The organism is Armatimonadota bacterium (assembly GCA_037138755.1).
In the GTDB taxonomy this organism is placed as follows: domain Bacteria; phylum Armatimonadota; class Fimbriimonadia; order Fimbriimonadales; family Fimbriimonadaceae; genus Fimbriimonas.
In genome coordinates this window covers 1,340,656-1,352,847 of sequence record JBAXHT010000001.1, presented here as the reverse complement: position 1 = coordinate 1,352,847, position 12,192 = coordinate 1,340,656, and the positions used below count along the sequence as shown (strand labels likewise).

Sequence of the window (12,192 nt, the reverse complement as noted above, 5' to 3'; positions counted from 1 at the left end):
TTAGTAGAATTTAACGAATGATTCGCATTTTGACGACGGGCGGGACGATTGACAAAATTTACTTCGACTCGCTGAGCGAGTATGAGGTGGGGAATCCGGTCGTACAAGGAATCCTTCGTGAAGGCGGGGTGACGGTGCCTTACATCGTCGAAAGCGTTCTTAAGAAAGATAGTTTGGAGATCACCGATGAGGACCGCGCCATGATTCTTGAGAAGGTGAATGAGTGCATTGAGGAGCGGATTCTGATCACCCACGGGACCGACACTTTGGCCTTAACTGGGCAGTTTTTGCAGGGGCGGACATCCAAGACGGTTGTTCTCACCGGTTCGCTGCAGCCGGCAAACTTTCGGTTTACAGATGCAGTTTTCAACGTGGCGTTTGCAATGGGGGTGCTTCAGACCGCGAACAAGGGCGTTTATCTTGCGATGAACGGTCAGGTATTCGATCCCAATCGGGTTCGAAAAAACCGAGATCAGAATCGCTTTGAAGTTTTGACCTAGACCTTTACGTTTCCCGTCCGTTTGAGCTTCCCCCATCCTTGACGAGTGCCCATGAGGGCACGCCAGATTGCTTTCAGCATGACAATGTACATGAGTTGACGATATGCAAATCGTTGAACCAGTAGCCACATCAGGGGCCACGGTTTGGCTCGATCTAGACGATAAGCAATTATTCCCGAGCCCAACTCGACAGCAAAGAAGAGTGCGTAGAGCTCGAGCATAAGCCGCAGCGAATCCCAATGAGCAGAGTTAAGAGTCTCTTTGGTGTGGGGCATCAGCATCGCCATGCCGAGTGAGAAGAGAATCTGTAAGTCAACAATCGGCCCTAGGAGCTGGAAACCGATTTGAAAGATCCACATGAACGGCAAGACAATCCAGCCAAAGGCACCGTGATGGGCTAGCGCGTGTCGATAGCGCCAGAGGCACTGAAACGTGCCGTAAGACCAACGGAAACGCTGCTTGCTGAGAGCGCTCCAAGTCTCGGGGGCTTCAGTGTATGCCACAGAGGTCGGTTCGGTAAGGAGGCGATTGCCCGCGATTCTCAGGCGCCACGTCAGGTCCATATCCTCGGCCAGCGTATCGCTGGAGTAACCTCCGACCGCAAGAACTGCCTCCCGTCTCCACATCCCAATCGCTCCGGGGATTACGGTAATCGCATTCAAACGGCTCAAAGCGCGTCGATCCAGGTTCTGGCTGGTACGGTACTCCACAGCCTGCCAGGCTGTGACCATGTTCTTCACGTTGCCGACTTGGACGTTTCCAGCAACAGCAGCGACTTCGGGCTTCGCGAAATGACGGACGAGACGAGTGATGGCCGTAGGATCGAGCTGAGTATCGGCGTCGATGCAAAAGACGAGTTCGCTCTGCGTTGCCGCCAAGCCAACATTGAGCGCCGATGCCTTTCCGCCATTCTCCTTTGTGATGACCCTGGCTCGTGGTTCTCCTACAAGAGCTTTCGCAGTGCCATCTTTCGAGCCATCGTCAACCACGATGACTTCCTGAATTGGATAGTCCGAATCCAGAACGGAACGTACGGTATCAAGAATTGTTTTCTCTTCGTTGTAGGCAGCAATGAGAACGGAAACCGTAGGAGCGTAACCGAGCTCAAAGTTTCGGACTCGCTCTGCTTTTCGCTCTGCGAGAGCCAGAACCGTCACAGCAATGGCTTTGAGGAAGCCGAGAACCAGTGCGATCACAAAGCTTGTGGACAACACGATCTGGCTGATATGCAGAGAATTGAAAACAACTCGATTCACCGCGACGGCCCCGCGATCCTTGGAGGCAATGGGCGGCATAAGTTCATCTCTTGAACGACCCAACAACTGCCCGGTAGTCACCAACTCGTAGCCTTTCTTTCGTAAGGTGGGAATCAACTGATCGAGAGCTTTGACCGTTTCATCGCGCGGACCGCCAGCATCATGGAGGAGGACGATGTTGCCTTCCTCGCCGGTACCTTCCCGGCGGTCGAGATCTTCGAGCGTGAGTCGAACTATATCTTCGGCTGTTCGCCTCCGCTGAATTCCGTTTGCGTCAGTGAAATTTGGGTCCCAGTCGTTAGGATCTACGTTTTCGCCAATGGTTAGGAAGCCACGCTGGGAGGCGATGTCAACCGGGCGTACTTCGCTGCTCGTTTCAGGTTGCGAGTCAGCGTTATAGGGTGGTCGAAAGAGAATCGATGATCGCCCAGTGGCACTTTCGATGACTCGAAAGGTCGCATTAATTTCAAGTGCGACTCGTTCGTCGGAAACAAATCCGAGATTTGGGTGAGAGAACGAGTGGTTTCCAACATCATGGCCCTCGTCATAGGCTCGTTGGGCAAGTTGAGGATTGGCCTCTACATTAGCTCCGACGAAGAAGAATGCGGCAGGAGCGTTGTACTTTCGAAGTACATCCAGTATTTGCGGAGTGTACTTTGGGTCCGGTCCGTCGTCAAAGGTCAAAAGAATCTGTTTCGGTTTGAACCCGCTCTTCCTGATCAGGTAAGAAGAAGCATACTTCTGGTAGACCACGTCGTCGATCAGCCCGCTTTTAGGGTCAATAGTGATCTCTCTTTTGCCTTCCGAGGGCCTAGCCCGTACTTCCAGGACCTCGCCTTTGCCCTCATATGCAACTTCGAACGGGAAGCGGACCGTGCCGAGTTCACCCACGGGATCGAAGCTGTCCTTTGTATGACGATCAAGAAACTTCCATATGGTTGGGTCTTCAGTCCCAACCGCCCAGAGAGCAGTTCCTCTCAATTTTCGTTCTCGGCCAAGTTTCCAGTGAGAGTAGACGGTGGGAGCATCTAAGAACCAGACGTCATGCATCTGCCCGGCTTCATCCTCGTACTCAAAGTAGGGGTTGAGCGACTTCGATTCGAACTGAATGACATCGCTGGGATTTTCGCCATCTCGATACCCTTCGGCAGCAGCCATCGCGCCCTGGAATGAAATGGATTCGCCCCCCGACTTACCTCTTTTCCAGTCATAGCCGTAGCTGCCGAGACTAAGTACCAGTTTGTCTTCCGGTACCTCAGCCAGCATCGTTTCTAGTTGTTCCTCAACCCAAGACAACGACGCGATTGGCCCGGCCGTGCCAGTCTCCTCGTGTTGATCGTACGCCATGAGAACGACGTAGTCCAATGAATTGCACCATTCAGCGACGATCTTGCTTGGTAGGTTCGTCTGGACATCTAACGAGAGCTCAAGTTGTTCCTTTCCGAACTGGAGGCTTGCTTGTTTGAGGAACGCAGTAACCTTCGGATAGTCAGAAGGATCGATCTCCTCGAAATCGAAGTTGATCCCATCAAAGTGGTGATCCTTACAAAATCTGATGAGCCAGGACACGATTGTGCTCTGTTTGGCAGGATCAACCAACAGCTGCTTGAAAGATTTAGCCGAAAAATTCCCTTCATTGGCGTTGGAAAGAAGAGGCGTGATCTTGACACCTTTCTCACGAGCAATGCGAATGATGTCCAGATTCTTTGGATTCGACTCAAGATCAAAGTCGGGTGTCTCGACCCTGCCTCCATCTGATGAGAGCCGCAGCCAAGCGGGCGCAAGATGAGTCATCGAAGCAGCGTGAGCTTCGAACGAAGGCAATCCGGCTTCTTCCCAAGGTGCATAGAAGCCGAGGACAACACTTTCGCTCTTTTTGGCCTTGGTATCTGAAATAGGCTTTTTCTCGCGCATCAGGCGATTGGTCAGCCGGGCAAGTTCGATCCCAGAGCCCTTTCTCTCATTTGAGACTAGATGAGTTTTGATTCGATTGGTCAGCTTCTTAGGTTGAAGAACAGCAATAGAACCCAGACTGATGAGAAAAACAGATGCGAGCACACTGACAACGAGAATGAATCCGGTGAGAATTAGTCGAATCAACCTGGAACGCTTTCCGGTTTCATCGACAAAAACTTGCTTCGTGGATTCTTTGCTCATTTGAGTTGCTCAGGTTAACGTACCTGCAGACAGCTGCGTTCCGTCTGATAGTCGCTTTTACCTATGAACGAAACGAAAGGGTACAACTCTGTCGTATCGTTCTCATTAACACAAGGTTTCTTTCCATTCATGAGTGATCTCGCCACTTGGTATTACGTTGGGTCGTTTGGGCAGCTTGGCCCACTCACCAAGGAGCAGCTCGAAGAGCTGATCGAGGGCGGCGTTATCGAGAAACAGACTTACGTGTGGCGCGCTGGAATGGGCGATTGGCTGCCGGCCTCCTCGGTGCCTGAACTGACGGGTGCGTTCCAAGCGATTGAGCCGTTTGCTTCGCCGCCCCCGACGCCGTCACCATCGCAAATCATGCCTCCGATGAGTCAGGGTCAGGGCTATGCTCAACCAAGCTACTCCCAACAAATGCAGCAGATTCCGCCGATGCAGGCTCAGACGAGCTACCCTAGGCCAACGTACGGCTACCACATGCCCGCGAACATGCCACGCAGCGACAAGAGCCGGACGCTGAGCGGCGTTTTGCAATTGTTGGTGCCCGGTGTGGGACGAATTTACATGGGTTATTCCGCTCTTGGGGTGATCCAACTCATCGCCGCGATCATTACGTGCGGCACGCTCCACGTCTGGTCGATCATCGACGGAGTGCTCATTCTGTCCGGACAAGTACGGCTGGATGGCTACGGTCGAGCGCTTGAGGACTGAAACGCCGAGCTCGTGTATACGTCACAATATGTAGTTGAGGCGTATGCGTTCACTTCTGATTTTTCTGGTTCTGCTCTTGGCGTCGGCTTTTTCGGCTGCGCAAGACAAGCTCGTTTTCGCGATCGAGGGTCGCGGCGAGTTCACAATGACGCTGGATCAGAAGGCGGCCCCAAAGACTTGCGCTCAAATTTTGGGACTTGTCTCGAGAGGGTTTTACGATGGTCAGCGGTTCCACCGCTCGATTCAGAAGCCGAAGCCATTTTTGGTTCAAGTTGGCGATCCGGCTTCCAAGAATGGATCCGTAGATGAGGAGTCAAATGGCGGATCGGGCAAGAAGATTCCATTCGAGGACAGCGGTCTTGCTTGCGATCTCGGCGCAGTTGGACTTGCTCGGAACCCAGACGACAAAGATTCTGGTGATAGCCAATTCTTCATCCTTCTCACTCCAAGTCGATTCATGAACGGTAAGTACACGGTCTTCGCCAAGATCACGGCGGGAATGGATGTGGTTCAGAGAATTGCGGTTGGCGACAAGATCAGCTCGGTCCGTGTTGTTAAGGGCTGAGGTCTGCTAAACTTTTCAGGTGCAGTTGGTCAGAGCGCTTCTATCTAGATTTGCGTTTGGCATTGTCAGCCTTCTGTTCATTTCCATCATCACCTTTGTTGCCTCGGACTTAGCTCCAGGCGATCCGGCCACCTACATTGCTGGTGAAAAGGCCTCACCTGAGACAATTCAGCGGATTCGCGAAAGCCTTGGTTTGGACAAGCCGTTGCCGATTCGCTACGTGAATTACATCAGCGGGATTGTGAAGGGCGATTGGGGCGAGAGCTATTCGGGGACACACGAAAAGGTGTCGGCGATTTTGGGTCGGACGATGCCGATGACGCTTCGGCTTGCGCTACTCGCCATCCTGCTCGCATCCATTGTAGGAATCTCGATGGGCACGATTGCCGCAATCCGGGAGACTAAGTTGCTTGACCGGGGCATTTTGTCGGCTTCGACGTTTGGTGTGACCCTGCCGAACTTCGTTCTGGCTCCGATTCTAACGTTTATTTTCTGCATCAAGTTTGATGTCCTGCCAACAACTTGGGAGACTCAGCTCCGGGGTCCATTGTGGATGTATCTCGCTTTGCCAGTAACGGTTTTGTCGCTCAGACCAATGTCATTGTTGACTCGATTGACTCGAGCCTCGATGATTGAGACCCTGCGGCAAGAGTTCATCCGCACGGCGACGGCGCAGGGCGTTCCGCCGTTTCGGCTGATGACAAAGTACGCGCTCCGGAACGCGATTCTGCCCGTTGTGACCGCAATTGGAACCACGTTTGGATTCCTTCTCACTGGCTCGTTTGTTGTGGAGAGATATTTCAGCTATCCAGGGATCGGTAGCACAACGATTGAAGCAATCCTCTCTAACAACGTTCCGGTGATCCAGGCATGCGTCCTTGTAACCGGCTTCATCTTCATTGTCGTAAATCTCATCGTTGACATCCTTCTGCCAATTCTCGATCCACGCATCCGGGAGGGCCAGGTTTGAAGGGAAAGAAGATTCGAGATCCGTTGTTCTGGATCGGCGTCACCTACATGGCGTTGCTGTTGCTCTTCGCGATCTTTGGGCCGTTGATTCCCATCCCGCTTGGCTCCGACGGGAAGGTTCTAGACCCTGTTTTCGATAACGCCGGTAAGCCTCACTTGCCGATGGGCTCACCAGGAGCATTGCTCGGAACGGATGAGATCGGACGATCGTTCCTCCAGCGCCTCGCGTACGGTGCGCGAATCAGTCTTTTCATCGGCTTTGCGGTTCAGACGATCAATTTGATCGTGGGGATCACAGTTGGCGTCATCGCTACTTTTTCGAAGAAGTGGGTCTCGAATGCCGTGATGCGATTCACAGATGGCATGTTTGCCTTCCCGGATATTCTCTTCGCGATCCTGATTGTGGGAATTGTTGGCGCGACCAAAGTTGGCCCGCTTGCGGTCATCTTCGCACTCTCGATCTCCGGGTGGCCAAGCATTGCGAGGCTTACAAAAACGCAGTTGGCAACGTTGAAGGAGCGAGAATATGTGGTTGCGGCCAAGGCATCTGGAGCTTCGACGGCTTACCTCGTCTTCAAACACTTGCTGCCCCAAATGTCCGGCATTTTCCTCGCCGTCTCTACGGTTGAGCTAGCAGGAACGATTATCTCCGAGTCAACGCTTGGCTTTCTCGGCATCGGTGTGCAGCCACCAACGCCGACTTGGGGCGGAATGATCAATAGTGCGCGAACGAACTTCAACTCGTACCCAGTTGAGCTACTCTGGCCCTGTTTGATCCTCAGCTTGACAGTCTTCTCGCTCAACTTTATTGGCGATGGACTTCGAAACTACTTCGATCCGAAATCCAACCAGGGTTAACGTTTGGTGATCGCTTCGACTGCTTTTGCTAACTGATTGTCCTTCTTCGGATTACCCGACTCGAACTCTTGATCTGGATCCGGGGCGACCGATAGGTCAGGCTTAAGTCCGCCGCTGACGTAGATCCCATCATCATCCACCTTTCGCGAAAGTGCCCCTTGCTTGGGCAGGTAGTACTTCGCAATTGTCAGCTTGATTCCGGCGCCATCTGACTGTTGGAACACGGTCTGAACTGAGAATTTTCCGTAAGACGTATCGCCGACAAGGATCGCCTTCTTGTAATCCTGGAGAACTCCCGCCATGATCTCTGCCGCGCTCGCCGAATCTTCGTTGATCAGAACTGCAACGTTGTAGCCAATCTGTCGAACTTGACCGCCGGGTGTGTTCGCCTTCTCTTCTCCACCATCTCGATCTTTCAGAGTGACGGCAAGCCGGTCATCAATGAACGCTCCTAGCATGTCTACAACCGCATCAAGCGCGCCGCCGGGGTTATCCCTCAGGTCGATGACGAGGCCTTTGAGGTTGCCTTTGTCCAGTGCTTCCCATTCCCGAGTGAACTGCTCAGGGACTTCTTGAGAGAAGCTTGTGATCTTGAGGTAGCCGACGTTTGAATCCTCAAGCAGTTTGCCTTCGACGAGCGGCGGAACGACTTTCTCGCGACGAAGGTTAAACACAAGCGGCTCTGGTTTTCCGGGCCGCATAACCTTGAGCTTGACAAAGGTGTTCTCCTTGCCTTTGATCATCAGGATGATATCGTCGGAATTCATTCCGGCGATGCGTTTTCCATCGACCTCGATGATCACGTCTTCGCCCTTAATTCCTCCACGAATCGCCGGGCCATCCTTGAAGACCGCGACGACTTTAACGCCAAGCGGGTCCGGAAGCAACCTGGCACCGATTCCGTAGAATTTGCCACTTGTATCGTCGCGAAACGCGGTGTTGATTTTTGGTACGAAGAAGTTGCTATGCGGGTCGCCAAGTGAGGCGACGAGCCCTTCCATCGCCGAATACTTGAGTTCCTTGCGGTCTTGTTCGCTCTTGTACGAACTTAGGATTCTCGCAAATGTCTGCTTGAATAACGACTCCGCATTTGCCGCCTTGCTCGGCGTTTTGATTCCGAGGAGCAGGTCCTTCGGAGATGAGCCGAGTTGGCCATTACGGATATCCTTCCAAAGGAATCCAAACCCGAAACTGGCACTCAGTCCGAGTGTAATGGCGAGTGCGCGGGTGAGAGTTTTCATACTTGTGCCTCCTCTTTGGCCTGGGCGACCTTGGTGGTTGGCGGCTTGCCTGGAGTAAAGGTTCCGATATTGAGCGTATATCCGCTACCATCAGGAAGCTGGACGACGTCTTTCAGCTTGCGGCTGTTGCCCATATCGGTACCGCTGAGCGTCGCGATTCCTTTGCTCTGAAGCGCAAGAGCGAAGATCTCGGCGGCGTCGCGCGTGCTTTGATCAACAATCAACTTGATCTTTGGAGGGGTTGAATTCCCTTTGCTGATCGTCAGTTGAACGGGTGCCGACGACTTTCGCTCGTTCTTGAAGTAACCGTAAGTTCCCGCCGGAGCTACGAGGGCGAGGCAACGGCGCATGGTTTCCATATCTCCGAGGACGTTGTTCCGGAGGTCCAGAGTGATGGCTGATTTGTCTTTCAGCGCCGCCGTCAGATCCTCAACGGCTCCGCTGGTAAACATCAGGTTAACCGTTCCGTCGGCAGCAACTGCTCGTTGGACATCAGTTTCCGCTTTCGCGATCTTCGTTTCGATCTTTTTGCCGGCGCGTTCCCAGATAATGGCAAGCTCTCCGGTATTGCCTGTGATGAGCTTCTCGCGCGCTCGGACGGGCATGATGCTCTTGTCCATACGGGCCTTGAGCGATTTTCGCATGTCGTTGATCGTTTTGAAGTCGATCTTCTTCGCCATGAAGTCGGCTTGGGCGGCTTGATACTTGATGATGGCTTCACTGTTCATCACCCAGTGATCATCAACAGAATCGAGCAGATCGCCGGGTTTCACACCCGCTTTATCCGCTGGCGAGCCAGGGGCGACTGAAACGACGGTGAGACGAGGCATGTCCTGTTCTTGGCTCACTCCGCCAAGCTTGAGGCTGACCTTCTGGGGCTTGTAGTCCATCCAGACTCCGATTCCGGGATAACGTCCGGCGCGGATGCTCTTGAAGGCGGTGAACTCCTCTGGTTTGTAGAACTGGCTATCGACATCGCGCAAGCCGACGATCATTCCTCTTACCGCCCCGCTAAGTAGCTTGTCGTCAGTGGGCACTTGGTCAACGTAGCGACCCCGAAGGAGCTCGATGATTCCGGTGAAATAGTCTGTTTCAGCAATCTCGAGTTCTTTGCCGTTTGAGGCGAGCATGGAACTCAGGTTCGTTTCCTGCGTATTCGGAAGGTCACGGATCGATCTGAACTTCATTCCCGCAATTCCGGCGACCAAAAGACCGGAAATGACCAACGCGCTGCTCAGGCTTTTGCGCTCAAGACTCATATGGAACTATTCTACGTCAGATTGGCGCGCCAAGCTTCTCGACGCGAGCTTTATGCCTCGGGACTTCACTAGGTTTTCCGCTGAGAAACGCTTTGGTGATTGCCCACGCCTGCTCGGTGCCGAGAACTCTGGCTCCGAGAGCCAGGACGTTGGCATCGTTGTGCTCACGAGCCATCTCGGCCATATATTCGGTGGTACAGAGTGCCGCGCGGATTTGGGTGTATCGATTGGCTCGGATACTGATGCCAATTCCGGTTCCGCAAATGACAATACCAAAATCGTGATCGTTCAGCACTTTGGCAAGTTCGTCGGCTGCGTCTGGGTAATCGTAGGCATCGGTAGTTAGCGCCCCTACTTCGGTGGCTTGATGCCCAGCGGCTTCCAGTTTGTCTTTCAGGTATCCCCTGAGGTCTAGGGCTGCGTGGTCGGATGCAAGGACAATCTTCATTGCAGTGCTAACTTCGCTGCGCCCTCTCGCACCAGTGGACTCTTGCTTTTCTTGGCATTTTCGATCACGTTTGCGGGAAGTTTCCACTTTCCACGTTGGGCGCCTTCGACCAGAGCCAGTAGAACCGCAGGATGCTCCTCAGCAAACGTGTTCTGAATTTCACCTGATTGTGTTGATTCTGAAAGTTTGGCGAAACCGTAAAGGGCTGCCGCTCGGACATAGGTGTCTCGGTCGATCACCATGCGCTGGAGTGCCTCACGCTGAAGACTTACTGGAAGTTGCTCATAGACATGTTCCCTGACGTATGGGCTGTCGTCGGCAAGGGACCCGAAGAGGACTTCCTTGGAGGCGTTAGCCGCCGCGAGTTGTTTGAGGCACTGAAGCCGGACTTGCTCCGAAGGATCGTTGACCAGGGAGTATTCGAGCTGCTTTCGCTCAAGTTCAACCTCAGGCTTCATCATCGCGAGGGCGGCGGAGCGGATGATCGCCATATCCTGCCCCGTGGCAGTTAGGAGGAGCTGCCTAGCGGCGGGCTTGGCCTTGAGCTCGGTCCTGTCCAGCGCGGCAAGGGCTTTCACTGTTGCGATCCTCGTTCGCCAGCTGCGGCGAACGATATTAGGAGCGATGGCTTCGAAAGTGGTCTGTTCGGGGTGCTCGGCGAAGTAGAGGAGAGCGGCCTCGCGGGCGTACTCGTTTGGCGCGGTGGCAACGAGGCGGTTCATGAAGGCTTTGCCGATCAGGTCGTCGTTCGCGATTCCGATTCGGCCGTAGGCATGGACGGCGCCGAAGGCGACGGCGGGTTCGAGTTCGGTCGACATTTCTAGGAGCTTGGGCTGGAGGGATTTGAATTTATCAGGATCGGAAAGAACTTGTGCTAGCGCATTCCGCTTTATCTCAGTTCGTGCCGAGGTGAGGGCCTGCGCAATCCCTTCCGAGGTGTCCAAATTCCAAGTCTTTGGCGGAGTAACCGGATTCGGCGCGTCGGACACAATTTTGAACTCTTTGAACTCGTACTTGACCACCTCGTGGGGGTCACGAGTAACGCCATTGAACTCGGCGGGCACACCGAATGTAAGATGTTGTGATTTCCCGTCGGCACGACCAACGCGAACGGTTTGCCATGTACCGTCTGGCGTTATGGGAATAGAGGCACCTACTCCGATGGTGACATCTTTGACCTCTGGACCGCCTTCGGCACCAGCGGTTGGACTCACATACCGGAACGAGACAGGGTTTGAAGATTTCGTTCGGACTTTGAATTCCAATATTCCGACGGGCCAACCAGGTATCTTCACTCTTCCGTTTCTGATGATTGCCGATTCGGTGTAGACCAGCGCACCATCCACGGAAAGTACATTGACCGAGCCCGAAACGCTTGTCGTTGGCTCGTTACTCTGGAACTCAGATTGAGCACCAAATGCAGATGTTCCGCGCAGGACGGACTCGTTATCCGAACGGAACGTTTTGCTGAATAGACGTGAGTCTACCGATTTGCGAAGGCTTGGCCACTGATTAGGGTAGTTGAATGGAGAAGTTCTTGCTGCTACCTCCATCGAGACAGGAGCCTCCTTGTACCTACGCAACAAGTTATCTCGGAAAGACCAGCACACCGTTCGAACTAAATTCTGTTCGAGTAGAACTGTGTCAGAGTTGCCTGATAGAGATGAAAAGTCGCTAGAGAAACCAATTTTTCCATTTGAACTAGAAATCGCTATAACGGAGTCGAATGGTCCCCTCTCCTCACGATCGTCAGCGTCAAACTTCGACTGGTTAAACTCTTTCTCCAAGATCTCCTTTGCTTCGTAGTCAAAGAAAATTGGCTCAGAGATGAATCGCGGGATGACTTCGATATCCAATTCTCCAGCGGACATCGACGAGAAAAAAGCTCTGATTCGCGACATTGACTGCACCAGTCGAGTTTTGTCAGATAGCTCCAGAGTGTTGCTGATCCTGGGATTCGTGAAGTCGCGCTCAAAAACGAGCATCAGCACGCGCAGCTTTACTGCTGTCACCTTGGGAGCGACTAGCTTGAGCGCAGACCAATCTTGTTCCTCACTCGTGGTGCGAGAGATGTCATTCGTCGAGTCCGTGAGGTACTGAAAAATGCTCCGGTCCGTCAGCACCTCCGGATTTCGCGCCACCGGTTTCGGAAAAACACTTTCCCCCTGGCCTCCCGAAACCTGAGTAAGCGTTAGCGACGAGAGGGCGATGAGGGTCGAAAGCAT

10 protein-coding genes are annotated in these 12,192 nt (G+C 53.3%); 5 read left to right on the top strand and 5 right to left on the bottom strand.

Annotated features, from left to right (window positions below; all coding sequences use genetic code 11):
- The first annotated feature begins 17 nt into the window (after positions 1–17).
- Positions 18–500 carry an asparaginase domain-containing protein gene (locus WCK51_06370; GenBank protein ID MEI7576499.1) on the top strand — a complete coding sequence of 161 codons (483 nt, stop codon included), beginning with the start codon at positions 18–20 and terminating at the stop codon, positions 498–500.
- Here the strand turns inward: WCK51_06370 and WCK51_06365 are convergent.
- Entirely contained in the window at positions 497–3,913 is a 3,417-nt protein-coding gene (locus WCK51_06365) for a glycosyltransferase (protein MEI7576498.1), read from the bottom strand. The genes WCK51_06370 and WCK51_06365 overlap by 4 nt on opposite strands.
- A 129-nt stretch (positions 3,914–4,042) precedes the next feature.
- On the opposite strand from WCK51_06365, the gene WCK51_06360 reads away from it, so the two are divergent.
- The 4 genes from WCK51_06360 to WCK51_06345 are packed head-to-tail and all read left to right on the top strand — an operon-like array spanning position 4,043 to position 7,019.
- Entirely contained in the window at positions 4,043–4,627 is a 585-nt protein-coding gene (locus WCK51_06360; protein ID MEI7576497.1) for a GYF domain-containing protein, read from the top strand.
- 43 nt (positions 4,628–4,670) lie between these two features.
- On the top strand, positions 4,671–5,192 hold the full coding sequence (locus tag WCK51_06355) for a peptidylprolyl isomerase (protein MEI7576496.1): 522 nt from the start codon (positions 4,671–4,673) through the stop codon (positions 5,190–5,192).
- A gap of 19 nt (positions 5,193–5,211) precedes the next feature.
- Positions 5,212–6,162 (top strand): ABC transporter permease, encoded by a 951-nt coding sequence (locus WCK51_06350; protein ID MEI7576495.1) that lies wholly within the window; start codon positions 5,212–5,214, stop codon positions 6,160–6,162.
- Complete coding sequence (locus WCK51_06345) at positions 6,159–7,019, top strand: ABC transporter permease (protein MEI7576494.1); 861 nt, start codon at positions 6,159–6,161, stop codon at positions 7,017–7,019. The genes WCK51_06350 and WCK51_06345 overlap by 4 nt, the downstream gene beginning before the upstream one ends.
- Here the strand turns inward: WCK51_06345 and WCK51_06340 are convergent.
- Genes WCK51_06340 through WCK51_06325 form a run of 4 tightly spaced genes read right to left on the bottom strand, consistent with a single transcriptional unit; the run spans position 7,016 to position 12,192 of the window.
- A complete protein-coding gene (locus WCK51_06340; GenBank protein ID MEI7576493.1) occupies positions 7,016–8,260 on the bottom strand; it encodes a S41 family peptidase in 1,245 nt (414 codons plus the stop codon). The genes WCK51_06345 and WCK51_06340 overlap by 4 nt on opposite strands.
- Positions 8,257–9,519: a S41 family peptidase gene (locus tag WCK51_06335; GenBank protein MEI7576492.1), complete on the bottom strand. Its 1,263-nt coding sequence runs from the start codon at positions 9,517–9,519 to the stop codon at positions 8,257–8,259. The genes WCK51_06340 and WCK51_06335 overlap by 4 nt, the downstream gene beginning before the upstream one ends.
- 16 nt (positions 9,520–9,535) lie before the next feature.
- On the bottom strand, positions 9,536–9,967 hold the full coding sequence (gene rpiB / locus WCK51_06330) for a ribose 5-phosphate isomerase B (protein MEI7576491.1): 432 nt from the start codon (positions 9,965–9,967) through the stop codon (positions 9,536–9,538).
- Entirely contained in the window at positions 9,964–12,192 is a 2,229-nt protein-coding gene (locus WCK51_06325; GenBank protein MEI7576490.1) for a HEAT repeat domain-containing protein, read from the bottom strand. The genes rpiB and WCK51_06325 overlap by 4 nt, the downstream gene beginning before the upstream one ends.

Excerpts from the sequence above, each read along its gene's own strand:
- WCK51_06325 (MEI7576490.1), bottom strand. The coding sequence starts at position 12,192 with ATGCTTTCGACCCTCATCGCCCTCTCGTCGCTAACGCTTACTCAGGTT.
- WCK51_06355 (MEI7576496.1), top strand. The coding sequence starts at position 4,671 with ATGCGTTCACTTCTGATTTTTCTGGTTCTGCTCTTGGCGTCGGCTTTT.
- WCK51_06365 (MEI7576498.1), bottom strand. The coding sequence starts at position 3,913 with ATGAGCAAAGAATCCACGAAGCAAGTTTTTGTCGATGAAACCGGAAAG.
- WCK51_06360 (MEI7576497.1), top strand. The coding sequence starts at position 4,043 with ATGAGTGATCTCGCCACTTGGTATTACGTTGGGTCGTTTGGGCAGCTT.
- WCK51_06340 (MEI7576493.1), bottom strand. The coding sequence starts at position 8,260 with ATGAAAACTCTCACCCGCGCACTCGCCATTACACTCGGACTGAGTGCC.
- WCK51_06370 (MEI7576499.1), top strand. The coding sequence starts at position 18 with ATGATTCGCATTTTGACGACGGGCGGGACGATTGACAAAATTTACTTC.
- WCK51_06335 (MEI7576492.1), bottom strand. The coding sequence starts at position 9,519 with ATGAGTCTTGAGCGCAAAAGCCTGAGCAGCGCGTTGGTCATTTCCGGT.
- rpiB (MEI7576491.1), bottom strand. The coding sequence starts at position 9,967 with ATGAAGATTGTCCTTGCATCCGACCACGCAGCCCTAGACCTCAGGGGA.